This is a genomic window from Methylobacterium durans (genome assembly GCF_003173715.1).
Classification (GTDB): domain Bacteria; phylum Pseudomonadota; class Alphaproteobacteria; order Rhizobiales; family Beijerinckiaceae; genus Methylobacterium; species Methylobacterium durans.
Genome location: NZ_CP029550.1, coordinates 6,685,344 through 6,708,336, shown reverse-complemented (window position 1 = coordinate 6,708,336; position 22,993 = coordinate 6,685,344). Strand labels below are relative to the sequence as shown.

Sequence of the window (22,993 nt, the reverse complement as noted above, 5' to 3'; positions counted from 1 at the left end):
GGACCGGGCCTCCCTGCGTTCGGGAATGCGACGGATCAGGTCCAGTCGCTGTCGTCGCCGCCGCCGAGATCCCCGTCGAAATCGCCGCCGGGGTCATTGTCGAACGACGCGTCCTGGAAGCCGCCGTCGCTGCCGCCACCGAGCGGGGCACCGAAATCCTCGGTGCCGCCCGCCGGCGCGCCCAGACCCGCCGCAGCGGCGCTGCCGAGCTGCGAGTGACCGCCCGCGAAGGCGTTCGAGAGGGCGCTGCCGAGCAGCATGCCGCCCGCCGCGCCCGCCGCCATCGGCAGCGCCGTGGCGAGGAAGCCGCCGCCGCGCGCGGGCGCCTGGGGCTGGCCGGCCCAGGGGCCGCCCTGCTGGCCGCCGTAGCCCTGCTGCTGCGGATAGCCCTGCGGCGGGCCGCCGTAGCCGCCCCCGCCCTGATTCCCCAAGGCTGGCCGGCGGGACGCTGCTGGTATTGCGGCTCGGGCTGGCGCTGGCCGCCGCCGCCGAAGATGCTCGAGAGGAAGCCGCCCCCGCCGCCCTGAGGCTGCGCCTGCTGCTGGCGGCGCGCCTCCTCCAGCTGCTCGTTCAGGCTCTTGATCGCCTCTTCCTGAACGTAGATGAGCTGCGCCATGGCGTAGGGCGCGTAGGGCTGGGCGCGGATCTTGTCGGCGATGAAGCGCTCGGCGTCGGCGTCGCGGGGCTGGCTCGCAGCCTGCTCCAGGCGCTGGAAGATGCCGGAAATGACGTCGCGTTCTTCGCTGTTCATGGAGTCGTCCTCCTACAGGCAAGCGGGAGGCTCACTGCACTCCGCGCGGGCGGAGACGAGATGGGGAGGGTGCGGCGCTTTTGTCAGGGGGGCGCGCACGAACTTCGCCGTGATGTTCGGCCGCGGGACGTTTCGCGGTCGCGGCGGGATGAAAACGGCGCCCCCTCAGACACGGCCGCGCGGTGCCCGGAAACGCGAAGAGCCCGGCCTCACGGCCGGGCTCTCGCTCGCTGGCGACGGTCCTGGCGGACCGCCTGATCGGGCCAGCCGGGTCTTAGTAGGATCCGAACTTGTAGTTGAGGCCGGCGCGGACGACGGCGAACTCGTCGTTGCGGTTGCGGCCGGCGAAGCCGAGCGTGTCGTAGACCGGGACCAGGCCGCCGGCGGTGTTGAGGCCGCCCACCAGGGTGTTGACGCCCGTCCGGCCGCGATCGAGGTTCACGTACAGACCTTCGACCTTCAGCGTCACCGCCGAGGAGCGGAAGAAGTTCAGGAACGAGTCGGTCGGCAGCGCGTACTCGATGCCGCCGCCCACGGTCCAGCCGGTCAGGAAGTCGCTGCCGCGGGCCACGTTGGCGAAGTTGCCCAGGCTGGTGTCGCCCGAGGCGTAGGCGAAGCCGCCGGTGCCGTAGATCAGCGTGCGGTCGAAGGCGTAGCCGAGGCGGCCGCGCACCGTGCCGAAGAAGTCGAGCGTGCTCAGCGTGCCGTTCACCGGAACGAAGTTCGGGTTGATCGTGCCGACCGGCGCGGTGGTGGTGAAGCGGTTGTTCCGGCCCGAGCCGAAATCGAGGTACTGGGCGTCGGCCTCGACGCCGACCACCACGCCCGAGCCCGGCGTGAACTGGTAGTTGTAGCCGATCTGGCCACCGCCGGTGAAGCCGTCGCGGTCACCCGAGCGGTAGAGCAGGGTGTTGCCGACCGGCAGGATCGAGGTGGTCACCGGCGCGCCGCCGACGCCCGTCAGGGTGACCGGGTTGCCGGCCGTCTGCAGGAAGCCGTTGCGGTTGTTGCCGGTGTCGAACGCGTAGCCGGCGTTGAAACCCGCGTAGAAGCCCGTCCAGGTGAACACCGGGACCGGCGCGAACACCGGCGGCGGCGCAGCGCGACGCGGAAGATCGGCAGCGAGAGCGGAACCGGCGAGCGCGATTCCGGCGAGGGCGGTTGCGCCCCGAAGCATGGCCTTCATGATCTGGTCCTCACTCGTGAGTGCCGGCGGCCTTTGCGGCCCGTCCTCCGGCACGAGTTCCCCGTCTTATGCGAGCGATCCCAGGGATGCTGTTGCTGTGCGACCACGCCGACCGCGTCGAAGGCGGCCCCTTTGTGGCGATGATCGCCTCATTCTTCCCCTGGCATCTTGAACCGGAAACGCGCTCCAATGGCCAAGGTTCAGTTGCGGCCACGCTTTTTCTGCTCAGACGTGGTTGACAAATTGTCGCACCCCCGCGGGCGAAATGTGGCCGTTCAGGGTGCGAGAGCGATCGCGGAAATCAGGCGCCCGTAGTCGCTCTCGCCCCGATGCGTGGTCCGGCGGAAGCTGTAGAAGCGGTCGGGGTCGGCGTAGGTGCAGAGCCCGACCGACGCGGTCCGCGCGATCCCGGCCTCCCGCAGCCGCTCCAGGATGAAGCCTGGCAGGTCGAACTGGGCGTGGCCCTCCCGCGTGCCCGGGGCGAGGAAGCGCTCGCCCCCGGGAGCCTCGCGGGAGAAGCGCGCGATGAAATCCGGGCCGACCTCGTAGGAGTTCTGCGCGATCGTGGGGCCGAGCACGGCGACGATGCGGCCCCGCTCGGCTCCGAGCGCCTCCATGGCCGTGACGGTCGCAGCGACGACGCCGCCCAGCGCGCCCTTCCAGCCGGAATGGGCGGCGCCGACAACCCGATTCTCCGGATCGGCGAACAGGATCGGCCCGCAATCCGCGGTCGCGATGCCGAGGGCGAGGCCGGGCACGCGGGTGACCATCGCGTCCGCCTTGGGTCGCTCGGCGAGAGGTGAGGGCGCCTCGACCGTGACCACGTCGGCCGAGTGGATCTGATACAGGCTGACGAGGCGCCCCTCCGGCAGGCCGAGATGCGCGCACATCCGGGCCCGGTTCTCGGAGACGCGCTCCGGCCGGTCGCTCGACCCGATCCCGCCGTTGAGGGACGCGTAGACGCCCTCGGAGACGCCGCCCTCGCGGGTGAAGAAGGCGTGGCGGATCGTCGGAAACGGCTTCAGCTCGGGCGCTTCGAGGAACATCGGGAACTCCGGGTCGGGCCGGGCGGGCCATGTCGCTGGAACGCGTTCGATAGCGCACCCGCGGGGGCGAGACGATGGCGGGGCCAGCCATGTCCCCAAGGCGGCCGCATCCCTCTGCGGGCCGCGCGTTTCCCCGTGCCGGCACGGCCTCGTTCCCGAATCGACGCGCGCGTCGGGAACCCGGGCGGCGGAACCGACTTCATCTCCCGCTTTCAGGCTGTCTCCCGGGCAATCGGGCGACGCAGCATGAGGAAGGATGATGGCCCAGCAGATCCAGCCCGACCGTCCCATCTGGCCCTCCATCCCCGAGACGGGACTCCCCCCGCGTCATGCGCCCCTCGACAAGGGCGCGGACCGCGCCCGCGCCTCTAAGACGGGCCTCGGCGGCCCGCTCCCGCCCGCGCCGCAGGGACAGCCCGTCCGCGCCCCGGCCTCCGACGGCTTCGCCTCGTTCGAGAGCTGAGCGGGCAGGGACGGAAACCGGAACGGAGATCGGGGCGGGAATCGGAGGTGGGGATCGGGGGCGGCTTCGGCCGCCCCTTCCTTTTGCCCGTCATCGCGCCGGAAGGCCCGGCAGCTGCGCGAGATCCGGACTGCCGATCGCCATCACCTTGAACAGGTGGCCCATCCCGCGCTCGGCCGGATCGGTCAGGCGCGCCACGGCCGTGGCGATCGCGGCGGCCTGCGCCGGATCGGCCGAACGCGTCAGCCGCTCGGCCCGGGCGAGCAGGCCGAGATCCATGAGGAAATCGCGCTGCGTGACCGGCCCGTGCACGCGCGCGCCCTCGCCCTGCGCCGCGCGGGCCAGTGCCGCGAAATCCACATGGGCGGTGAGATCCGCCTCGCCCGGCTCCGCCAGCGGATCGACGAAGCGGTGGCGGGCGAGCGCCTGGAGCGTGTCCCCGAAGCCCGGCGCGACGTGCCCGTAATCGATGAGGAGCAGGGCCCCGCCCGCGCGCGCCAAGCGCGCGGCGAGCGCGCGCATCACGCTCAAGCCGGCGGCGGGCAGCGTCATCAGCGCGCCGGGCGGCGCCTCGGCCCGGATGCCGGGCTCGGGATCGGGCGCGAGGCCGAAGCCGAGCCCGCCCTCCGGCGCGAGCCCGACGAGGCGTTCGCACCAGCCGCGCTCGGTGCGGGCGAACTGGCGCACGGGCAGGCAATCGAAGAACTCGTTGGCGATCACGATCGCGGGCCCGTCCGGCAGATCGGCGGGGTCTTCGTGCCAGGTCGGCCGGAACCGGGCGAGGGCTGCCGCCTGGGCGGCGCGCAAGGGAGGGCTCGTCTCGACGAGGTGGAGATCGACCTGCCCGTCCGGCAGGACCGAGCCGAGGGCCCGCAGGGCGTCCGCCATCAGCGTTCCCCGTCCGGGCCCGAGCTCGACGAGGAGCGGGCGGGCGGCGGGATCCATCATCCCCCGGACGGCGGCGATCCAGAGGCCGATCAGTTCCCCGAACATCTGGCTGATCTCGGGCGCGGTAGTGAAGTCGCCCCGCGCGCCCAGCGGATCGCGGGTGCGGTAATAGCCATGGACCGGGTGGCCGAGGCAGAGGCTCATGTAGCGGTCGACGCCGATCGGCCCCGTCTGCCGGATCAGCAGGGCGATCTCCTCGGCGAGCGGGCTCACGCCTTCACCGGGACGTCGCCGGCCTCCTCGACCGGGCGGCGCGGGCGGGTGTGGCCGCGGGCCGCGAGCACGATGTAGGCAAGCCCGACCAGCGCCATCGGCAGGCACAGCAGCATGCCCATTGTGACGCCGCCGCCGAGCGGCCCGAGATCGGCGCCGAACAGGTAGCCGAGCTGGCGGTCCGGCTCGCGGAAGAACTCGCAGAACGTCCGGGCAAGCGCGTAGCCGAGGACGAAGATGCCGCCGAGCAGTCCCGGCTTGCGGAAGCCGAAGCGGCGCACGCAGAGCGCCATCACCACGAAGAGGAGGAACCCCTCCGTCGCCGCCTCGTAGAGCTGGCTCGGGTGGCGGGGCAGGGGGCCGCCGCTGGGGAAGACGACGGCGTAGGGGAAGTCGGGCGCGATCCGGCCCCAGAGCTCGCCGTTCACGAAATTGGCGATGCGCCCGAAGAACAGGCCGATCGGCACCGTGACCGCCGCGAGATCGAGGAGCGTGTAGCCGTTGAGCTTGCGCGCCCGGGCGAAGATCAGCATCGCCAGGATGGCGCCGAGGAAGCCGCCGTGGAAGGACATGCCGCCGTTGCGGATCGCGAAGATCTCGATCGGGTCCGCGAGATACATCGGCAGATTGTAGAACAGCACGTAGCCGAGGCGGCCGCCGAGCACGACGCCGAGCGCCACCCAGACGATCAGGTCGTCGATCTCGTTGAGCGTCGGGCGGCGCACCACGCCCCAGAGCCGGTCGGCCATCACGAGGCGGCGCGCGTAGTACCAGCCCCCGACGAGACCGGCGATGTAGGCGAGCGCGTACCACTTGATGGTGATCGGCCCGATGGCGACGGCCACCGGATCGATCGCCGGGAAGGGCAGGGCGAGAAGGGGCATCCCAGGGACCTCCGGGTTCGGATCGGGCGCATTGGACGTCCGGGCCCGGGGCCGTCAAGCCGGGCCGGGCCGGCGGGCCCTGCGCTCATGCGTCCCGGCCGCGCCCCGGAACCGGGTCCCCCGGGAGCGGTTGCCCGTCGGCCCTCCCGCCCGCACCCGCCCCGCCCGATCCCGCAAGGACCGTCTCATGCCGCTCGGCCGCACCCTCCTGTCCGCCACGCTCTGCCTCGCCGCCCCGGCGGCCCTCGCCCAGGCCCTCCAGAACCCGGGCACGGCGAGCGTCGAGGCGCACGTGGTGAAGCCGGCGCCGCTCGAGGCGACGGAGGCGCGCATCGCGGGCCTGAAGCTGCCGGAGGGATTCCGCATCGATACGTTCGCGACGGGGCTCGGCAAGCCCCGGGTCATCGTGGTGGCGCCGGACGGCGCCCTCTACGTCAGCGACCGCGACGCCGGCACCGTCACGCGGATCGATCCCGCGAAGCCCGGCGAGCCGCAGGTCGTCCTGCGCAAGAAGGACGTGCACGGCCTGGCCCTCCACGAGGGCCGGCTGTTCTACGTCACCGTGAAGGCGATCTACGCCGCGCCGCTCAACAAGGACGGGGCCCTCGGGCCGGAGACCGAGATCGTCGCGGACCTGCCGGATGCGGGCCAGCACCCGAACCGCACCATCGGCTTCGGGCCGGACGGGATGCTCTATGCGAGCCTCGGCTCGACCTGCAACGAGTGCGAGGAGCGCAACCCCGAGAACGCCACGATGGTGCGGATGAAGCCCGACGGCAGCGCCCGCGAGATCGTCGCCTCGGGCCTGCGCAACACGATCGGCTTCGACTGGCAGCCGCAGACCAAGGCCCTCTACGGCTGGGACGACGGCGTCGACTGGCTCGGCGACGCGGAGCAGCCGGAGGAGTTCAACCGCATCGAGGCCGGCAAGAAATACGGCTGGCCCTTCATCTTCGGCGCCGGCATGAAGAACCTCTACCGCGAGCCGCCGAAGGGCAGCCTCGCGGATTGGGACAAGGCGAGCGAGCGCCCGATCCTGACCTGGACGGCGCACGCCTCCTCCATGCAGATGGTCTTCTACGACGGCGCCCAGTTCCCGAAGGCGTACCGGGGCGACGCCTTCGTCACGATGCACGGCTCGTGGAACCGGAAGCCCCCGAGCGGCTACGAGGTGCTGCGGGTGCGCTTCGAGAACGGCGAGCCGAGATCCGTCGAGCCCTTCGTGAGCGGCTTCCTCAGCGAGGGCGGACCGAGCGGCTGGTCCCGCTTCGCCCGCCCCTTCGGTCTCGCGGTCGCCAAGGACGGCAGCCTCTATCTCGGCGACGACCAGCACGGGATCATCTACCGGATCAGCTACGGGGGCTGAGCCGTCCGGTCCCGGAGACGCCGTCGCGTCCCCGGGATCGCGGCCCGGCCGCTACTGCGTCCGGCGGCCGAACGAGACCGCGTAGGCCTGGACGCGGGCGTCGATCAGCGGATCGTCCGAGACCTCGATGCCGTCGGTCAGCGCGTTCGGCATGAAGAGCAGCGCCTTCTCGGCGGTGGCGCTGTCCGGCACCGTCTTGGTGATGGTCAGCGTGCCGAGATCGACGGTGCGGCGATCGTCGGGCCAGGGCTTGGTGGCGTCGTTCGTCGGATCGCCGGCTTGCGCGAGCTGGGCGAGAACCCGGAAGGTCGCGGGCTCCCGCGCGAGGCGGGGGCCGATCTCGTCGACGAGGTAGTTCGGGCCTTCGTCTTCGCTTCCGCCTCCCCGAGGAGTTCCTCGCCCTGCGCCGGCACGATGCGATAGCGGAAGGGCTGGCGCTTGCCGTCCGTGTCGACGAAGACGAAGGCGTTGACGCCGTTGTAGGTCTGGCGGGCGAAGCTCGTCGGGGTCTTGGCGGTGCCGCCGGCCGCGGCCGCGGCGGGGTGGCTCTTCCCGAACTGCTCGAGCGGTGTCGGATGCGGCGCGTCGGGCCCGCTCTTGGAGGCGGCGATCAGCAGGTCGCGGAACTCCTCGCCGGTGGCGACGGGAAAGAACTTCAGGGCATTCACCACCACATCCATCTCGGAGCCGTCGGCGAGCTTGAACTTGAGGGCCATGCCGTGCGGGTTCGCCTGCACGGATCCGTCGGGAATCGTCGGCACGCCGGTCGCGTCCGAGAAGCGGACCGTGACCGGCACCGAAGCGCCCGCGAACAGGGACGCCTTGCTGAGCTTCGCGCCCTCGGCCGAGGGCGTGAAGCTGCCCTCCGCCACGACGCCCTTGGCGTGGTTGGCGCGGATGCCCGCGTGCTTGCCGAACAACGTGTTCATCGCGTCGACGGTCTGCTCGGCGGTGGTCGCGCTGTCCTGCGCCTGCGCCGTGCCCGACAGACTGACGGCTAGGCCGAGGGCCAGGGCGCGGACGAAATTCCTCTGCATCATGACGATCCCCCTTGGCGACGGACGCTCCGAGCGGGGCCGAAGCGTCGCACTGCGGTGCGGCAATGTCTGGCAGAGGACGAAGGCGACGCAAGGAATTTCACGCCCCGGTTGAGCCGACCGTGCGCTTCGTCACCCTTCGCGGAGGAACAGCATCCCGTGGCCGTCCGGCCCCGCGGCGTAGGCGGCGCTGCCGTCCCGGGACAGCGTGACGGCATGGCCGCCTCCGCGAAGGCGCGCAGCTAGGCCGTCAGGGTCGGGGGCGGCGAAGACGAGACGGGTGGTGGCCCGGTCCCGCGGCCCGAAGACCGGGCCGGAACGTGTCCGCGCCGCCGGGCGCCGGTAGTGCAGCAACTCGACGTGCGGGGTCGGGCTCGGCGGCGCGAGGCCGATCACGTCGACCTCCGGGTCCGGCACGCCGTCGAGGCGCTCCTGCTCAGGGCCGGAATTCAGGCCGCGCCCGTCGATCGCGAGGCCGATCAGGCTCGTGAAGAACCCGATCGCGGCCTCGCGGTCGCTCACCGTGATCGCCGAGTGGTCGATGCCGAGGAACAGGCCTGGCGCGGCGCGCCAGCGCGCGGCGGCCGGCCCGTCGGGAAAGTGGATCAGCTCGACCGGGTGCCCGTCCGGATCGCGGAACTTGTAGGCCGTGACCCCGCCCGAGGATGCGGGCAGGCGCTGCGGCCCGCCGTGGCTGATCGGCTCGGGATTCAGGGCGCCGAGCCGCTGCATCGCGGCATCCATGTCGCGGACCGGGATCGCGATGTGCTGGAAGATCGGGTCGGTGGCGGCCCGCTCGGCCGGGTAGGGGGCACCCGGCGGGTCGAAGGCGAGGACGTCCACCGCCTGCGCGCCGAGCCCCATCCGCAGGCGCGTCGCCCGGGCCTCGCCGAGGCCCATCGCCTCGAGGATCGGCGGCGGCACGGGCTCCGGCGGCGCGACGCGCGTGAAGCCGAGCCCGTCCCGGTAGAACGCCTCCGCGCGTTCGAGATCCGCCACGGTCCGGCTGACGCCGAGGAGGGCTGAGACGCCGCTCACAGGAGGCGCGCCCCGCGCACGTTGACGTAGATCGCGTACAGGGTGTGCGAGGCGCAGAGGAACAGGCGGCTGAGGTTGCGGCCTCCGAAGGCGAGGTTCGACACCGTGGACGGCACCAGAATGCGCCCGAGCAGGGTGCCGGACGGGTCGATGCAGTGGACGCCGTCCGCGGCGCTCGACCAGAGGTTACCGTATTCGTCGCAGCGGAACCCGTCGGCATAGCCCGGCTCGACCCGGTGGAAGATGCGGCCTCCGCTCAGGGCCGCCTCGCCGACCTCGAAGACGCGGATGTGCTGCAGCGGGTCCTCGACGAATTGCAGCCCGCTCTCCGAGACGTAGAGCCAGCGCTCGTCCGGCGAGAAGCAGAGGCCGTTCGGCCCCTGAAAATCGTCGGCGACGACGCTGAGCGCCCCGTCCCGCGGGTCGAGCCGATAGACGGTCGCGGGCAGTTCGGAATCCTGCTTGCCGCCCTCGTAGTCGGTCTGGATGCCGTAGGGCGGGTCGGTGAACCAGATCGTCCCGTCCGAGCGGCAGACGATGTCGTTGGGCGAGTTCAGGCGCTTGCCGCGATAGCGGTCGGCCAGCACCGTCACGCTGCCGTCGATCTCGGTCCGCGTGATGCAGCGGCCCCGGTGCGAGCAGGAGAGGAGCCGGCCCTCCCGGTCGCGGGCGTGCCCGTTCTCGAAATGCGCCGGCTGGCGGAACACGCTCAAGCTCCCGCTCTCGCTCCAGCGCATCACCCGGTCGTTCGGCACGTCGCTGAACAGGAGCTCGCCCCGGTCCGCGAACCAGACCGGCCCCTCGCACCAGCGAAAGCCCTCGCCGAGCCTTTCCAGGGGGGCGTTCGGCAGGATGTAGGCGAGAAACCGGGGATCGTGGACCGCGAAGCCTTCCATCACGTGCCTCCTCAGCGGAAGCGGCCGGGTTGGCCGATCGTCGGCGCCGCGTCCTCGATCTGCACCACCATCAGCACTGCGGGCGCGTCGCCGACCGTGCCGGAGAGATGGCCCTGGCGCCCGTGCGCGTCCGGGCGGGTGTTCTGGTCCTCGCCGAAGGAGAGTTCGCCCGGCCCCATCTCGACGCGGGTGCCGTCGAGGGTCTCGACGAACCAGCGGCCCGACAGGGGCACGATCCATTGCGGCTTCGGGTTCTCGTGCCACTGCCCGACCCAGCCGACCGGCTGCACCGTCACCATCACGGTGGAGCGGTCCGTGAACCGGGTGCCCTGCCATTGCGGGTCGGCCGGCGGCTTCATGGTCTTGAGGTCGAACTCGGTGAGCTCGAACCGGTCCTGGTGGCTGACGCCCTCGGCGTCCGTCCAGACGTGCCAGTAGGGCACCTTCGGCTTCTCGCCCGCCATGTCGCCCGCCATATCGGCCTCCGGGTCAGGGTGTTGGCAGGGAACGCGCGACCTCGGCCGGGGCTGCCTGCGGGCCGGACGAGAGCGGGTGGCCGATCACAGCGGAGGCCGGCGCGTAGCTGCCCCCGAGGGTGACGAGGAGGAGGCCGCCCACGAGCCCGAAATTCTTCCAGAAATCCCAGAAATGGGCGTTGCCCTCGCCCTTCTTCGACCAGAAGCCCGGGAATTCCCAGAAGCGGTGGAACAGGATTGCCGTGACCGCGCAGAAGCCCGCGAGGAGAAAGGCGGCGAGGCGGTCGTAATAGCCGGTCACGATGCAGATGGGCGCGACGACCTCGACGAGCGTGCCGAGCACCAGCATCAGGGCGGCGCCGGGCAGCGGTCCCGAGGAGGCCTGCTTCATGGCGTCGTCCCAGTGCATCACCTTGTCCAGCGCGCTGAAGGGGAAGAGCACCACGAGGCAGATCTTGGCGAGCAGCGGGCCGGCGGCGAGGTCGAGCCAGGTCATCGGAAGTCCCGTCCTTCGGCGTCAGGAGCGCGGCGGTCGAACCGCCGGGTGAACGCCTACGCTTGCCCCGGGTTGCGGCGGATCGCAGCCCTGTGTGCGGTGCGGGACGGAGCGCCGAAGCGGCGCCGAATCGTGGTGGTGTCGCGTCGCGGAACGGCGCGGGCACGGCCACGTTGGCGGCACGCGGGACGCCGAGCCGGGGAGAGCCGCGATGGCGCAGGACCGTTACGACGTCATCATCATCGGCAGCGGCCCCGGCGGCGGCTCGGTGTTCCAGCGGCTGGCGCGGACGGGCAAGCGCGTCCTCCTCCTCGAGCGCGGGGACTACCTGCCCCGCAGCCAGGACAACTGGAACGCGAAGACGGTCTTCGTCGACGGCGCCTACCAGGCGCGGGAGACGTGGTACGGCGGCGACGGGCGCCGCTTCAGCCCGGCGCTCCACTACTACGTGGGCGGCAACTCCAAGGTGTATGGAGCCGCGCTCCTGCGGCTGCGCGAGGAGGATTTCGGCGCGGTCCGCCACGTCGACGGGATCTCGCCGGCCTGGCCGGTCTCCTACGCCGAGTTCGAGCCCTACTACACGCAGGCCGAGCAATTGTTCAGCGTCCACGGCAACCGGGGCGAGGACCCGACCGAGCCCTGGGCGAGCGCGCCCTACGACCATCCGGGGGTCGCGCACGAACCGCGCATCCAGAAATTGTCAGACGATTGGGCGAAGGTGGGGCTGCACCCGTTCCACCTCCCGCTCGGCATCCGCCTCGACGAGCGGAACGGCAAGCCGACGCCGACCAGCATCTGCATCCGCTGCGACGCGTTCGACGGCTTCCCCTGCCTCCTCAACGGCAAGGCCGACGCGCAGGTGATGACGGTCGACCCGACGCTCGCCGCCTACCCGAACGCCACCCTTCTGACGAACGCCTACGTCGCGCGGCTGGAGACCGATCCCGCCGGCCGGACGGTCACCGGAGTACACGTCACGCGCGAGGGCAGGGAGGAGCGCTACGCCGCCGACATCGTGGTGGTGGCCTGCGGGGCGCTCTCCTCGGCGCTGCTGTTCCTGCGCTCGGCCAATGGAGCGCACCCGAACGGACTCGCAAACGGCTCCGATCAGGTCGGCCGCAACTACATGCGCCACAACATGTCCGTGCTGATGGCCCTGTCGAAGGAGGTCAACGACACGGTTTTCCAGAAGACGCTCGCGGTCTCGGACTTCTACTTCGCGTCCGAGGATTGGGAATACCCGATGGGCCTGATCCAGATGTGCGCGAAGACGCATCCGGACCAGATCCGCGGCGAGGAATTCCCCAAATGGACCGGCTTCCTGCCGGACGCGCCCTTCGACATGGTGGCGCGCCATTCCATGGATTTCTGGTTGCAGAGCGAGGACCTGCCCCATCCCGACAACCGCGTGACGATCGCCGCCGCCGGCCGCACCATCCTCGACATCCGCGAGACGAACCGGGAGGCGCATGACCGGCTGAGGGCCAAGCTCTCCGACCTGCTCCGGCCCGGCGGCGCCTACACCTACCTGTTCGAGCGCTCGCTCTATCTCGGCAAGAACATCCCGCTCTCCGGCACGGCCCATCAGGCGGGCACGCTCCGCTTCGGCACCGACCCGGCGGCGTCGGTGCTCGACCTCAACTGCAAGGCGCATGAGCTCGACAACCTGTACGTGACGGACGCGAGCTTCTTTCCCTCGATCGGCGCCGTGAACCCGACGCTGACGATCATCGCGAACGCGCTCCGCGTGAGCGATCACATCGCGGACCGACTGACGTAGAGCGCGCACACCCGTCCTGGCGCGAGAAGGCGTGCCCCATCAATGGCTTGCGGCCCGCCGCGGCATCCGGAAGGGCAGCATCAGCCGGACGATCGGATTCCGGAAGCGGGCGAGCGACAGGCTCTCGTGCACCGCCTGGACCGGCTCGCCGCCGAGCGTCGAGGCCAGCAGCGAGCGCGCGTAGAACGGCGTGTCCTCGAAGGTCCGCAGCACCCGGGCGTGCCCGTCGTCGCTGCGGGTGGCGCGGGGGATCCGCCACAGCCCGGTCGGGGGCAGGGCGGCCGGCAAGGGCGGGCGGATGTCCCGGCGCGCGCCCGCCCGGTCGAAGCGGAGCGACAGGTTCTGGCCGGAGCCGTCGCGGCGGCGCACGTCGTAGAGGATGGCAGCCCCGTCCGGCATGTCGGCCCGGCACCAGGTCCAGCTCGTGAACGAATCCTCCAGGGCCGTGTCGCCGTCATTCGTGTCGAAATAGGCCGTGCCGCGCCACGCGAGAGCCGGCTCGTCGAGCCGCACCTCGACGGGGGAGGAGGGCGCCATCGGCCACCAGCGATGGTCGCCGGCCGCGTCCAGGGTGAAGGGCCCTCGCGTGAAGCCGGGCGGATGGAGGCGCACCGTGCCGCGCACCCGCCTCGGGATCGGCGCCGTCACCTCGTCGATGCGGATCGTCAGGGCGGTGCCGTCCCATTCCATCGCGCTCGGGCCGATGCGGATGTGGTCGGCGTCCCGCGCCAGCGCGGCCCGCCCGCGCTCCGTCATGCAGAAGCGGCCGGGGCGGCCGTAGAGCACGACGTTCAGGGCGCAATGGTCGAACGGGTCGCGGGCCGGGTCCCAGGCGTAGTAGGGCGAGAACACGGAGCCGATGAAGGCGATGAGGGTGAGGCCGTGCTCCCCGTCCTCGCTCAGCGCGTCGACGTACCACCACGCGTAGCCGCCGGGGCCGACCGGCGTGTCGAAGGACGGCCGAGATCCCGCAGCAGGCTGTCCGCCGCGATCCGGCCCGACTGCGCCGCCATCGGCACCCCCGGGCCCGGATGGACGCTCCCCCCCGCGAGGTAGAGGCCGGGCAGGCCGGTCCGCGCCCCCGGCCGCCGGAAGGTCGCCGCCCAGCCCTTCGAGGCCCGGCCGTAGAGCGCTCCCCCCGTCCCCGGGAACAGGGCCGCGAAGTCCGAGGGCGCCGTCGTCACCGTGCCGGGCTCCGGGTCCAGCGCCAGCCCGCAGGCCGAGAGGCGCGCCCGCATCGAGGTCTCGCATGAGCCGATCTCCTCCGCTGTGAGGGGGGTCTCGCCCCGGGCCGGGGCGTTGACGAGCAGGAGCAGGCGCTCCGGGGCGCCGGGGGGCGCTCCGTCGTCGCTCCGGTCCTGCGCGCAGACGTAGACGGTCGGATCGTCCGGGAGCCGCCCCCGGCGGATCGCCTCGAACTCGGCCCGGTAATCGCCCGAGAAGAACACGCTGTGATGCGCGAGCGGGAACCCGTCCGTGCGCGCCGCCATGCAGAACGTCACCGCCGAGAGGGAGCGCTCCGCCACGGCCACGCCCTCGGCGGCGCGGGCCGCCTCGCGCCCGAACAGGCCGGCGGCGAGCGCCGAGACGTCGGCGTTTGCCACGACGATCTCGGCCGCGATCCGCTCGCCGCCCTCGGTGACGACACCCGAGACCCGGCCGCCCTCGGCGAGGATCGCGGCGGCGCCGGTCCGGTAGCGGATGCGGGCGCCGCGCGCCTCGGCAAGCTCCGCCACGGCTCGCGCGAGGCGGCTCAGGCCGCCCTCCACGTACCAGACCCCCGCCTGCTCCACATGGGCGACAAGCATGAGGGTGGCGGGCGCCTCGAAGGGCGAGGAGCCGCAATAGGTAGCGTAGCGGCCGAAGAGCTGGCGCAGGCGCGGATCGCCGAAATAATCGCCGAGGGCGCCCCAGAGCGTCGCGAAGGGCTGGATGCGCCAGAGATCCGCCATGCCCCAGGGGCCGACCCGGAAGGCGAGGTCGATCGGGCTCGGCCGCTCGCCGCGGATGAACGGGCCTTCGAGGGTCCGGTAGACCTCGGCGGCCCGGGCGCAGAAGCGGCGGTAGCCCTCGGCCTCCCGCGCCCCGGCGAAGGCCGCGATGGCGGAGGCCGATTCGTCGATGTCGGCGAAGAGGTCGAGCCGCTCGGTCCCGCTCCAGGCGTGGCGGGCGAGGAGACGGGCGGGCGAGAGCCGCACGTGCTCGTCGAGCCGCGCCCCGGCCTCGGAGAAGATCTCCTCCAGGAACCAGCGCATGGTGAAGACGGTGGGGCCGGCCTCCACCGCGCGGCTCCCCACGGCGACCGCGCGCATCTTGCCGCCGGGCGCGTCGGCCCGCTCCAGCACCGTCACGTCGAGGCCCGCATGGGCGAGGCGGAGTGCCGCCACCAGCCCCCCGATCCCCGCTCCGACGACGACGACGCGCTCCGTCCGCACGAGCCCGGCCCCCTCTCGATCCCATCCGATGCGGCGTTGCTATCGGCCCGCACACGTGTCAACTATATTGGACAGATTGCACCGACAATCCAGAACGACATTTACGGGAGGTGCGGATGGATGCCGGCAGGCGGATCGAGCGCGTTCTCGACATGGCGGTGGCCCACGCGGAGGCGCCCGGCGCGCCGCCCCGGCTCGCGGAGGCGATCCGCTACGCGGTCTTCCCGGGCGGCCACCGGATCCGCCCTCGCCTCTGCCTCGCGGTGGCGGCGGCCTGCGGGGACGACGACCCGGCCGCCTCCGACGCGGCGGCGGCCGCGATCGAGCTCCTGCACTGCGCCTCCCTCGTCCACGACGATCTGCCCTGCTTCGACGACGCGCCGATGCGCCGGCAGAAGCCCTCGGTCCACGTGGCCTACGGCGAGCCGCTGGCGGTGCTGACCGGCGACGCGCTGATCGTGCTCGCCTTCGAGACCCTGGCGCGGGGCGCCGCGCGGCGGCCGGAGCGGCTCGCCTCGCTCGTCGGCCTCGTCGCCCGCGCGGTCGGCTCGCCCGCCGGCATCGTGGCGGGGCAGGCCTGGGAATCGGAGCCGGAGGTCGCCCTCTCGAACTACCAGCAGGCCAAGACCGGGGCGCTGTTCGCCGCCGCCACCGTGACGGGTGCGGCCGCCGCGGGCGCGCCCTCGCTGCCGTGGCGGCTCCTCGGCGAGTGCCTCGGCGAGGCCTATCAGGTCGCCGACGATCTGCGCGACGTCGCCTGCCGCCAGGAGGAGATCGGCAAGCCGGCGGGGCGCGACGCCACGCTCGGGCGCCCGAACGCGGCGCTCCTCCTCGGCATGGGCGGCGCCCTGGAGCGCCTGAAGCGGCTCGCCCGCGAGGCGATCGAGGTGATCCCGTCCTGCCCCGGCGCCGATGCGCTCCGCGCCGAGATCACCGCCCAGACCCGCCTGTTCCTGCCGGCGAGCCTGCAGCGGGAGGAGCTGCTGGCGTGAGGGGCGCGCAGGCACGATGAGCCCGCGGGCCGGCACCGCGCCCGCGCAGGACGCGCCCGTCCGGGCCTCGACCTGGCGCGAGACGTGGCGCGAGCGCTGGCGGGCCTTCCGCAACGCGCGGGTGGCGAGCCCGGCCTTCCAGCGCTGGGCCGCCGGCTTCCCGCTGACGCGACGGGTGGCGCGCGCCAACACCCGCGCCCTGTTCGACCTCTGCGCCGGCTTCGTCTACGCGCAGGTGCTCTACGCCTGCATCCGCCTCGACCTGTTCCGCCTCCTGGCGGACGGGCCGATGGGCGCCGAGGCGCTGGCCCAGCGCCTGCGGCTCGCCCCGGACCGCGCCGAGCGCCTGCTCCGGGCGGCCGCCTCCCTCGACCTCCTCGCCCGCCTGCCCGACGGGCGCTACGCGCTCGCCGATCTCGGCGCGGCGCTGATCGGCAACCCCTCGATCGCCGCGATGATCGAGCACCACGCGATGCTCTACGACGACCTGCGCGATCCCGTGGCGCTCCTGCGCGGCGAGGCGGGCCCGACCCGGCTGTCAGCCTACTGGCCCTACGCCGAGGCGGCGGATTCCGGGGCGATCCCGGCCGAGGCCGTGGCCGGCTACAGCGGCCTGATGTCGGCCTCGCAGGCCCTGATCGCCGAGGACGTCCTCGACGCCTATCCCTTCGCCGACCATGCCTGCCTGCTGGATGTCGGCGGCGGGGAGGGCACCTTCGCGGCCGCCGCGGCGCGGCGCTTCCCGGGCCTGCGCCCGATGCTCCTCGACCTGCCGCCCGTGGCCGAGCGGGCGCGCGCCAGCCTCGCCGCGCAGGGCCTGGCGAGCCGAATCGCCTGCCACGGCGGCAGCTTCCTCGATTCGCCCCTGCCGCGGGGCGCCGACGTGATCACGCTCGTGCGCATCGTCCACGACCACGACGACGGGCCGGCCCTGCGCCTCCTGCGCGCCGCCCGCGCCGCGCTGCCCCCCGGCGGCCGCCTCGTCATCGCCGAACCGTTGGCCGGCACACCAGGCGCCGAGCCGATCGGCGACGCGTATTTCGGCTTCTACCTCCTGGCGATGGGCAGCGGGCGGGCGCGCTCGGCGGACGAGCTCGGCCGCATGCTGACGGAGGCCGGATTCACCGGGATCCGGACGCGCGCGACCCGCCGCCCGCTGCTCGCCGGCATGGTCGTCGCCTCACGTCCGTTTGAGAATGTGTAAATATGCCTTGACGCATGTTGTTGTCATTCTAGGATGACGGTAATGGCGGGCCACAAGGCTCGCCGATGGGGCGGAAGGGCATCGGGCATGGACGCGATCGCCGTCGTTCTCGAAAAACCGGAGCAGCTGGCGCTCACCCGCCTGACGCTGAGCCCGGCTGTCGAGGGCGACGCCGTGGTCGCCGTCACCTTCAGCGGCATCTCCACCGGGACCGAGCGCCTGCTCTGGTCCGGCCGCATGCCGAGCTTCCCCGGCATGGGCTACCCCCTCGTCCCCGGCTACGAATCCGTCGGCACCATCGTCGAGGCGCCGCCCGGCTCCGGGCTGAAGGCGGGGCAGAGCGTGTTCGTGCCGGGCGCCCGCTGCTTCGGCGCGGTGCGCGGCCTGTTCGGGGGCGCGGCCTCCCACCTCGTGGTTCCGGCCGACCGGCTTGTCCCGATCGATCCGGGGCTCGGCGAGCGGGGCGTGCTGATCGCGCTCGCGGCGACCGCCTACCACGCGCTCGCCGGCATCAGCCCGGGCGAGCGCGCCCTCATCGTCGGGCACGGGGTGCTCGGGCGGCTGCTCGCCCGCCTCAGCGTGCTGACCGGCGCCGTCCCGACCGTGTGGGAAACCAATCCGGTCCGGGCGCGGGGCGAATTCGGCTATCCCGTTCTCACCCCGGAGACGGATGCGCGGCGCGACTACGCCACCATCACCGACGTCAGCGGCGATTCCGGGATCCTCGACGCGCTGATCGCGCGGCTCGCTCCCGGCGGCGAGATCGTGCTCGCCGGCTTCTACGAGGCGCCGCTCGCCTTCGCCTTTCCGCCGGCCTTCCTGCGCGAGGCGCGGATCCGGGTCGCGGCGGAATTCCGGCCCGCCGACCTCGCGGCGGTGACGGCCCTGATCGAGCGCGGCGCGCTCTCCCTCGACGGCCTCATCACCCACCGCCGCCCCGCAGCGGAGGCGGGCGAGGCCTACCGCACGGCCTTCGGCGAGGCCGCCTGCCTGAAGATGATCCTCGACTGGAGGGCTCGGCCTTGAACATGCACCTGACCGGCGCGGCTCTCCGCGCGGAAGCAGCTCATGAGCCGGACCCGGTTCCGACCACCGCGCGCAAGGACACGCAGATCATCGCGATCTACGGCAAGGGCGGCATCGGCAAGTCGTTCACCCTGGCCAACCTCAGCTACATGATGGCCCAGCAGGGCAAGAAGGTGCTGCTGATCGGCTGCGACCCGAAGAGCGACACCACCTCGCTGCTCTTCGGCGGGCGCGCCTGCCCGACCATCATCGAGACCTCGACGAAGAAGAAGCTCGCGGGCGAGGCGGTCGCCATCGGCGACGTCTGCTTCAAGCGCGACGGCGTCTACGCGATGGAGCTCGGCGGGCCGGAGGTCGGGCGCGGCTGCGGCGGCCGCGGCATCATCCACGGCTTCGAGCTGCTCGAGAAGCTCGGCTTCCACGAATGGGGCTTCGACTACGTCCTGCTCGACTTCCTCGGCGACGTGGTCTGCGGCGGCTTCGGCCTGCCGATCGCCCGCGACATGTGCCAGAAGGTCATCGTCGTCGGCTCGAACGACCTGCAATCGCTCTACGTCGCCAACAACGTCTGCTCGGCGGTGGAGTATTTCCGCAAGCTCGGCGGCAATGTCGGCGTCGGCGGCCTCGTCATCAACAAGGACGACGGCACCGGCGAGGCGCAGGCCTTCGCCGAGAGCGTCGGCATCCCGGTCCTCGCCTCGATCCCGGCCGACGAGGACATCCGCCGCAAGAGCGCGAATTACGAGATCATCGGCAAGCCGGACGGGCGCTGGGGGCCGCTCTTCGCCGACCTCGCGCGGAACGTCGGCGAGGCCGCGCCGCACCAGCCCAGGCCCCTCAGCCAGGACGGGCTGCTCGGCCTGTTCGCGAGCGAGACGGTCGGCCGCGACGTGGTGCTGGAACCCGCCACCTTCGAGGACATGTGCGGCACGAGCCCGATCGTGAAGCCGTCCCTCGAAGTCGTCTACGACACGGTCTGAGGGGAGCGCACATGGCCGTCACCCTCGACATCGCCGATCTCCGCGCCCGCCGCGAGCGCCCGGCCTCCGCCCTCCAGGGGGCGCAGGCCGCGGGCGGGGTCGTCGACCTCGCCGCCACCAAGGGCGACGGGAACCCGGGCGACGGGAACCCGGGCGACGGGCTCGGCTGCCACGGCGGCAAGGACACGCTGCGCGCGGCCGCCGCGGCTGCCGGCATGAGCGAGACGCTGGAGGCGCTGGCGCGGGACTATCCGGCAGGTCCCCACGATCAGCCGCAGAGCATGTGCCCGGCCTTCGGCTCCCTGCGCGTCGGCCTCCGGATGCGGCGCACGGCGACGATCCTGTCGGGCTCGGCCTGCTGCGTCTACGGGCTGACCTTCACCTCGCATTTCTACGGGGCGCGCCGCAGCGTCGGCTACGTGCCGTTCAACTCCGAGACCCTCGTCACCGGCAAGCTGTTCGAGGACATCCGCGAGGCGGTGCACGCCACGGCGAAGCCCGAGGATTACGACGCGGTCGTGGTCATCAATCTCTGCGTGCCGACCGCCTCCGGCGTGCCCCTGCGGCTGCTGCCGAAGGAGATCGACGGGGTGCGGGTCATCGGCATCGACGTGCCGGGCTTCGGCGTGCCGACCCATGCGGAAGCCAAGGACGTGCTGGCCGGCGCCATGCTGCGGGTCGCCCGCACCGAGGCCGAGCAGGGCCCGGTCCAGGCCCCCCGCGCCGGCCGCTCCGAGCGCCCCACCGTGACGCTGCTCGGCGAGATGTTCCCGGCCGATCCCGTGGTGATCGGCGCGATGCTCGGCGCGATCGGGCTCGCCGCCGGCCCCGTCGTGCCGACGCGGGAATGGCGCGAGCTCTACGCCGCCCTCGACGGCGCCGCGGTCGCGGCGATCCACCCGTTCTACACGGCGAGCCTGCGCGAGTTCGAGGCGGCGGGCCGGCCCGCGATCGGCTCGGCGCCGGTCGGCCACGACGGCACGGCCACGTGGCTCACCCGGATCGGCGAGGCCTGCGGCGTGCCGCGGCAGGTGGTCGAGGCCGCCGAGAACCGGCTTCTCCCGCCGATCCGCGCGGCGCTCCAGGCCGCCCCGATCCGCGGCCGCATCACGCTCTCCGGCTACGAGGGCTCGGAACTCCTCGTCGGGCGCCTCCTCGTCGAGAGCGGGGCGGACCTGCGCTACGTCGGCACCGCCTGCCCCCGCACCCTCCACTCGGAGGAGGATCTCGACTGGCTCGAATCCCGCGGCGTCACGGTGCGCTACCGGGCCTCGCTGGAGGACGACCTCGCCGCCTTCGCCGAGTTCCGGCCGGATCTCGCCATCGGCACGACGCCGGTGGTGCAGAAGGCCAAGGAAGCGGGCACGCCCGCCCTCTACTTCACGAACCTGATCTCGGCCCGCCCCCTGATGGGGGTGGCCGGCGCCGGCTCGCTCGCGGCGGTGATCAACGCGGCCCTCGGCAACCGGGCCCGCTTCGACCGCATGCGCGACTTCTTCGAGGGCGTCGGCACCGGCCACGCCGCCGGCATCTGGGAGGAGGTCCCGAAGGCCCGCAAGAGCGCGGCGGCCGCCAAGCCCAAGGCGCATGCCCACGACCCGATCGGGGAGATGGCCTGATGCTCGTCCTCGATCACGACAGAGCCGGCGGCTACTGGGGCGCGGCCTACGTCTTCACGGCGATCAAGGGGCTGCAGGTCGTCATCGACGGGCCGGTCGGCTGCGAGAACCTGCCGGTCACCTCGGTCCTGCACTACACCGACGCCCTGCCGCCGCACGAATTGCCGATCGTGGTGACGGGGCTCGCCGAGGAGGAGCTCGGCCGCCACGGCACCGAAGGGGCGATGAAGCGGGCGCACGCGACGCTCGACCCGTCGCAGCCCAGCGTCGTCGTCACGGGCTCGATCGCCGAGATGATCGGCGGCGGCGTGACGCCGGAGGGCACGAACCTCCAGCGATTCCTGCCCCGCACCATCGACGAGGACCAGTGGCAGGCCGCCGACCGGGCGATGCGCTGGCTCTGGCAGGAGCACGGCGCCAAGCGCTTCGCCAAGAAGGGCATCTCGGCCCGGCCCGAGCGGAAGGCCGGCGAGCGGCCCCGCGTCAACATCGTCGGGCCCGCCTACGGCACCTTCAACATGCCCTCCGACCTCGCCGAGATCCGCCGCCTCGTCGAGGGGATCGGGGCCGAGATCAACCTCGTCTTCCCCCTCGGCTCGCACCTCGCGGACGTGCCGAAGCTCGTCAACGCCGACGCCAACATCTGCCTCTACCGGGAATTCGGGCGCCTCCTCTGCGAGGATCTGGAGCGGCCCTACCTGCAGGCGCCGATCGGGGTGCTCTCGACCACGAAGTTCCTGCGCTCGCTCGGCGAGATCCTCGGGCTCGACCCGGAGCCCTTCATCGAGCGCGAGCGCCACACCACGATCAAGCCGGTCTGGGACCTGTGGCGCTCGGTGACGCAGGATTTCTTCGGCACGGCGAGCTTCGGCATCGTCGCCACCGAGACCTACGCCCGCGGCGTGCGCCACTTCCTCGAGGAGGAGATGGGCCTGCCCTGCAGCTTCGCAATCGCCCGCAAGCCCGGCGCCAAGCCGGACAATGCGGGCGTGCGGGAGGCGGTGGCAAAGAGCCCGCCCCTGGTCCTGTTCGGCTCCTACAACGAGCGGATGTACCTCGCCGAGACCGGCGCCCGCTCGGCCTACGTGCCGGCCTCGTTCCCGGGCGCCGTCGTCCGGCGGCACACGGGCACGCCCTTCATGGGCTACTCGGGCGCGACCTACCTCGTCCAAGAGGTCTGCAACGCCCTCTTCGACACGCTCTTCCACATCCTGCCGCTCGCCCGCGACATGGATGCGGTCGAGGCGACCCCCGCCCGTCTCCACCGGGAACTGCCCTGGGAGGAGGCGGCCCGCGCCGCCCTCGACGCCCTCGTCGAGCGCGAGCCCGTCCTGGTGCGGATCTCGGCGGCCAAGCGCCTGCGGGACGCGGCCGAGGCCCGCGCCCGGGGCGAGGGCGCCGCCATCGTCGCGGCCGACCACGTCGACCGGGCCCGCGCCGGCCTCAAGCTCGGGGCCGCAGCATGAGCGCCGCCCTCTTCCCCGCCGTGCGGACGCCCCGCCCGGCATCGTTCCAGCCCGAAGATCAGCCGGCCCGTCCCGAGAGGGGACGGCCTGAGGAGAGCAAGGCCATGCGTGGACCGAACGCGACGTCGCGCCTGCACCGGGAGGCCCTTCAGTTCCGGGTCATCCTGGCCGCGACCTACCCCCTCTTCCTCGCCGCCGCGATCTCGCAGCGCCTGCTGCCGGGCCGCGGCCCCGACCGCCCGGCCCTCGGCGCCCGCCGCTCCGTCTTCGGCGAGGCGCGGGCCATGGCGGTCTCGGCGATCCCCTTCGCCTTCATGGGCTGAGGGGCGGGCCGACGGCCCCGAGATGCTTCCGTCCCGGTGAACGGGTGGAAGTCCGGCCGTGGCGGACGACGCGCCACGGTGACACCCGCCGCGCCCCCGACGGCGCGGCCAGCCCAAGCGGAGGTCTTCGACGATGGCCAATGGATTGGAAAGACCGAGCAGCCTGTCCGGGCTGACGGAGCCGGAAGCCAAGGAGTTCCACGCGATCTTCTTGACGAGCTTCATCATCTTCACGGCGATCGCCGTGGTCGCGCACATCCTCGTCTGGATGTGGCGCCCCTGGCTGCCCGGCCCGAAGGGCTACGCCGCCCTCGACAGCGTGACGAGCGCCGCCCACGGCCTCGTCTCGATGCTCTCCTGAGGAGGAC

General features: G+C 72.4%; 23 protein-coding genes and 2 pseudogenes. 12 read left to right on the top strand and 13 right to left on the bottom strand.

Going from position 1 to position 22,993, the window contains the following annotated elements; genetic code table 11:
• Positions 1 to 35: 35 nt before the first annotated feature.
• The 3 genes and pseudogenes from DK389_RS35835 to DK389_RS31520 all read right to left on the bottom strand — a co-directional run bounded on the left by DK389_RS35835 (position 36) and on the right by DK389_RS31520 (position 1,937).
• Positions 36 to 431: a DUF2076 domain-containing protein gene (locus DK389_RS35835; RefSeq protein WP_109895756.1), complete on the bottom strand. Its 396-nt coding sequence runs from the start codon at positions 429 to 431 to the stop codon at positions 36 to 38.
• Positions 389 to 751: pseudogene (locus DK389_RS35830) on the bottom strand (DUF2076 domain-containing protein); the annotation flags it as partial. The pseudogene DK389_RS35830 and the gene DK389_RS35835, both read right to left, overlap by 43 nt.
• A gap of 274 nt (positions 752 to 1,025) precedes the next feature.
• Positions 1,026 to 1,937 carry an outer membrane protein gene (locus DK389_RS31520; RefSeq protein ID WP_109895754.1) on the bottom strand — a complete coding sequence of 304 codons (912 nt, stop codon included), beginning with the start codon at positions 1,935 to 1,937 and terminating at the stop codon, positions 1,026 to 1,028.
• A gap of 86 nt (positions 1,938 to 2,023) precedes the next feature.
• On the opposite strand from DK389_RS31520, the gene DK389_RS33300 reads away from it, so the two are divergent.
• Positions 2,024 to 2,176 (top strand): hypothetical protein, encoded by a 153-nt coding sequence (locus DK389_RS33300; protein WP_162560982.1) that lies wholly within the window; start codon positions 2,024 to 2,026, stop codon positions 2,174 to 2,176.
• A gap of 36 nt (positions 2,177 to 2,212) precedes the next feature.
• Here the strand turns inward: DK389_RS33300 and pgeF are convergent, their stop codons facing one another.
• Positions 2,213 to 2,983 (bottom strand): peptidoglycan editing factor PgeF, encoded by a 771-nt coding sequence (gene pgeF / locus DK389_RS31515; protein WP_109895752.1) that lies wholly within the window; start codon positions 2,981 to 2,983, stop codon positions 2,213 to 2,215.
• Between the two features lie 259 nt (positions 2,984 to 3,242).
• On the opposite strand from pgeF, the gene DK389_RS31510 reads away from it, so the two are divergent.
• A complete protein-coding gene (locus DK389_RS31510; RefSeq protein ID WP_109895750.1) occupies positions 3,243 to 3,446 on the top strand; it encodes a hypothetical protein in 204 nt (67 codons plus the stop codon).
• A 90-nt stretch (positions 3,447 to 3,536) separates the two neighbouring features.
• Here the strand turns inward: DK389_RS31510 and DK389_RS31505 are convergent, their stop codons facing one another.
• Complete coding sequence (locus DK389_RS31505; protein WP_236960475.1) at positions 3,537 to 4,607, bottom strand: class I SAM-dependent methyltransferase; 1,071 nt, start codon at positions 4,605 to 4,607, stop codon at positions 3,537 to 3,539.
• A complete protein-coding gene (gene lgt / locus DK389_RS31500) occupies positions 4,604 to 5,491 on the bottom strand; it encodes a prolipoprotein diacylglyceryl transferase (protein ID WP_109895748.1) in 888 nt (295 codons plus the stop codon). The genes DK389_RS31505 and lgt overlap by 4 nt, the downstream gene beginning before the upstream one ends.
• A gap of 187 nt (positions 5,492 to 5,678) precedes the next feature.
• On the opposite strand from lgt, the gene DK389_RS31495 reads away from it, so the two are divergent.
• A complete protein-coding gene (locus DK389_RS31495) occupies positions 5,679 to 6,857 on the top strand; it encodes a PQQ-dependent sugar dehydrogenase (RefSeq protein ID WP_109895746.1) in 1,179 nt (392 codons plus the stop codon).
• A 51-nt stretch (positions 6,858 to 6,908) separates the two neighbouring features.
• Here DK389_RS31495 and DK389_RS31490 read toward each other — a convergent pair.
• From DK389_RS31490 to DK389_RS31470, 5 genes and pseudogenes are all read right to left on the bottom strand, one after another.
• A pseudogene (locus DK389_RS31490) lies at positions 6,909 to 7,897 on the bottom strand (catalase family peroxidase).
• A 129-nt stretch (positions 7,898 to 8,026) separates the two neighbouring features.
• The gene (locus DK389_RS31485; protein ID WP_109895744.1) at positions 8,027 to 8,932 is read right to left on the bottom strand and encodes a VOC family protein; all 906 of its coding nucleotides are present in this window, start codon (positions 8,930 to 8,932) and stop codon (positions 8,027 to 8,029) included.
• Positions 8,929 to 9,828 (bottom strand): SMP-30/gluconolactonase/LRE family protein, encoded by a 900-nt coding sequence (locus DK389_RS31480; RefSeq protein WP_109895742.1) that lies wholly within the window; start codon positions 9,826 to 9,828, stop codon positions 8,929 to 8,931. The genes DK389_RS31485 and DK389_RS31480 overlap by 4 nt, the downstream gene beginning before the upstream one ends.
• An 11-nt stretch (positions 9,829 to 9,839) precedes the next feature.
• Positions 9,840 to 10,304 (bottom strand): cupin domain-containing protein, encoded by a 465-nt coding sequence (locus DK389_RS31475; protein ID WP_109895740.1) that lies wholly within the window; start codon positions 10,302 to 10,304, stop codon positions 9,840 to 9,842.
• 13 nt (positions 10,305 to 10,317) lie between these two features.
• A complete protein-coding gene (locus DK389_RS31470; RefSeq protein ID WP_109895738.1) occupies positions 10,318 to 10,800 on the bottom strand; it encodes a DoxX family protein in 483 nt (160 codons plus the stop codon).
• A 211-nt stretch (positions 10,801 to 11,011) separates the two neighbouring features.
• Here DK389_RS31470 and DK389_RS31465 point away from each other — a divergent pair, with 211 nt between their 5' ends.
• Positions 11,012 to 12,580, top strand: a complete 1,569-nt coding sequence (locus tag DK389_RS31465; protein WP_109895736.1) for a GMC oxidoreductase — start codon at positions 11,012 to 11,014, stop codon at positions 12,578 to 12,580.
• Between the two features lie 39 nt (positions 12,581 to 12,619).
• On the opposite strand, the gene DK389_RS31460 is transcribed toward DK389_RS31465, so the two are convergent.
• Together DK389_RS31460 and crtD are read right to left on the bottom strand one after the other, a co-directional pair.
• Entirely contained in the window at positions 12,620 to 13,483 is an 864-nt protein-coding gene (locus DK389_RS31460; protein WP_109896998.1) for a carotenoid 1,2-hydratase, read from the bottom strand.
• The gene (crtD, locus tag DK389_RS31455; RefSeq protein WP_109895734.1) at positions 13,480 to 15,015 is read right to left on the bottom strand and encodes a 1-hydroxycarotenoid 3,4-desaturase CrtD; all 1,536 of its coding nucleotides are present in this window, start codon (positions 15,013 to 15,015) and stop codon (positions 13,480 to 13,482) included. The genes DK389_RS31460 and crtD overlap by 4 nt, the downstream gene beginning before the upstream one ends.
• Positions 15,016 to 15,131: 116 nt before the next feature.
• On the opposite strand from crtD, the gene DK389_RS31450 reads away from it, so the two are divergent.
• From DK389_RS31450 to pufB, 8 genes are all read left to right on the top strand, one after another.
• Positions 15,132 to 16,007, top strand: a complete 876-nt coding sequence (locus DK389_RS31450) for a polyprenyl synthetase family protein (protein WP_109895732.1) — start codon at positions 15,132 to 15,134, stop codon at positions 16,005 to 16,007.
• Between the two features lie 16 nt (positions 16,008 to 16,023).
• Complete coding sequence (locus DK389_RS31445) at positions 16,024 to 17,211, top strand: methyltransferase (protein WP_109895730.1); 1,188 nt, start codon at positions 16,024 to 16,026, stop codon at positions 17,209 to 17,211.
• Between the two features lie 87 nt (positions 17,212 to 17,298).
• Positions 17,299 to 18,237: a chlorophyll synthesis pathway protein BchC gene (gene bchC / locus DK389_RS31440; protein WP_109895727.1), complete on the top strand. Its 939-nt coding sequence runs from the start codon at positions 17,299 to 17,301 to the stop codon at positions 18,235 to 18,237.
• A 2-nt stretch (positions 18,238 to 18,239) separates the two neighbouring features.
• Positions 18,240 to 19,217 (top strand): chlorophyllide a reductase iron protein subunit X, encoded by a 978-nt coding sequence (locus tag DK389_RS31435; RefSeq protein WP_109895725.1) that lies wholly within the window; start codon positions 18,240 to 18,242, stop codon positions 19,215 to 19,217.
• An 11-nt stretch (positions 19,218 to 19,228) separates the two neighbouring features.
• Positions 19,229 to 20,836: a chlorophyllide a reductase subunit Y gene (gene bchY / locus DK389_RS31430; protein ID WP_109895723.1), complete on the top strand. Its 1,608-nt coding sequence runs from the start codon at positions 19,229 to 19,231 to the stop codon at positions 20,834 to 20,836.
• A complete protein-coding gene (gene bchZ, locus DK389_RS31425; RefSeq protein ID WP_109895721.1) occupies positions 20,836 to 22,302 on the top strand; it encodes a chlorophyllide a reductase subunit Z in 1,467 nt (488 codons plus the stop codon). Before bchY ends, bchZ begins: the two co-directional genes overlap by 1 nt.
• Before the next feature lie 104 nt (positions 22,303 to 22,406).
• Positions 22,407 to 22,625 (top strand): hypothetical protein, encoded by a 219-nt coding sequence (locus DK389_RS31420; protein ID WP_109895719.1) that lies wholly within the window; start codon positions 22,407 to 22,409, stop codon positions 22,623 to 22,625.
• Between the two features lie 133 nt (positions 22,626 to 22,758).
• On the top strand, positions 22,759 to 22,986 hold the full coding sequence (pufB, locus tag DK389_RS31415) for a light-harvesting antenna LH1, beta subunit (protein WP_109895717.1): 228 nt from the start codon (positions 22,759 to 22,761) through the stop codon (positions 22,984 to 22,986).
• Positions 22,987 to 22,993: the final 7 nt, after the last annotated feature.

Excerpts from the sequence above, each read along its gene's own strand:
- DK389_RS31475 (WP_109895740.1), bottom strand. The coding sequence starts at position 10,304 with ATGGCGGGCGACATGGCGGGCGAGAAGCCGAAGGTGCCCTACTGGCAC.
- DK389_RS31495 (WP_109895746.1), top strand. The coding sequence starts at position 5,679 with ATGCCGCTCGGCCGCACCCTCCTGTCCGCCACGCTCTGCCTCGCCGCC.
- bchC (WP_109895727.1), top strand. The coding sequence starts at position 17,299 with ATGGACGCGATCGCCGTCGTTCTCGAAAAACCGGAGCAGCTGGCGCTC.
- DK389_RS31450 (WP_109895732.1), top strand. The coding sequence starts at position 15,132 with ATGGATGCCGGCAGGCGGATCGAGCGCGTTCTCGACATGGCGGTGGCC.
- DK389_RS31465 (WP_109895736.1), top strand. The coding sequence starts at position 11,012 with ATGGCGCAGGACCGTTACGACGTCATCATCATCGGCAGCGGCCCCGGC.
- lgt (WP_109895748.1), bottom strand. The coding sequence starts at position 5,491 with ATGCCCCTTCTCGCCCTGCCCTTCCCGGCGATCGATCCGGTGGCCGTC.
- DK389_RS31520 (WP_109895754.1), bottom strand. The coding sequence starts at position 1,937 with ATGAAGGCCATGCTTCGGGGCGCAACCGCCCTCGCCGGAATCGCGCTC.
- DK389_RS31420 (WP_109895719.1), top strand. The coding sequence starts at position 22,407 with ATGCGTGGACCGAACGCGACGTCGCGCCTGCACCGGGAGGCCCTTCAG.
- DK389_RS31435 (WP_109895725.1), top strand. The coding sequence starts at position 18,240 with ATGCACCTGACCGGCGCGGCTCTCCGCGCGGAAGCAGCTCATGAGCCG.
- pgeF (WP_109895752.1), bottom strand. The coding sequence starts at position 2,983 with ATGTTCCTCGAAGCGCCCGAGCTGAAGCCGTTTCCGACGATCCGCCAC.
- DK389_RS31510 (WP_109895750.1), top strand. The coding sequence starts at position 3,243 with ATGGCCCAGCAGATCCAGCCCGACCGTCCCATCTGGCCCTCCATCCCC.
- DK389_RS33300 (WP_162560982.1), top strand. The coding sequence starts at position 2,024 with ATGCTGTTGCTGTGCGACCACGCCGACCGCGTCGAAGGCGGCCCCTTT.
- pufB (WP_109895717.1), top strand. The coding sequence starts at position 22,759 with ATGGCCAATGGATTGGAAAGACCGAGCAGCCTGTCCGGGCTGACGGAG.
- bchZ (WP_109895721.1), top strand. The coding sequence starts at position 20,836 with ATGCTCGTCCTCGATCACGACAGAGCCGGCGGCTACTGGGGCGCGGCC.
- bchY (WP_109895723.1), top strand. The coding sequence starts at position 19,229 with ATGGCCGTCACCCTCGACATCGCCGATCTCCGCGCCCGCCGCGAGCGC.
- DK389_RS31470 (WP_109895738.1), bottom strand. The coding sequence starts at position 10,800 with ATGACCTGGCTCGACCTCGCCGCCGGCCCGCTGCTCGCCAAGATCTGC.
- DK389_RS31445 (WP_109895730.1), top strand. The coding sequence starts at position 16,024 with ATGAGCCCGCGGGCCGGCACCGCGCCCGCGCAGGACGCGCCCGTCCGG.
- DK389_RS31480 (WP_109895742.1), bottom strand. The coding sequence starts at position 9,828 with ATGGAAGGCTTCGCGGTCCACGATCCCCGGTTTCTCGCCTACATCCTG.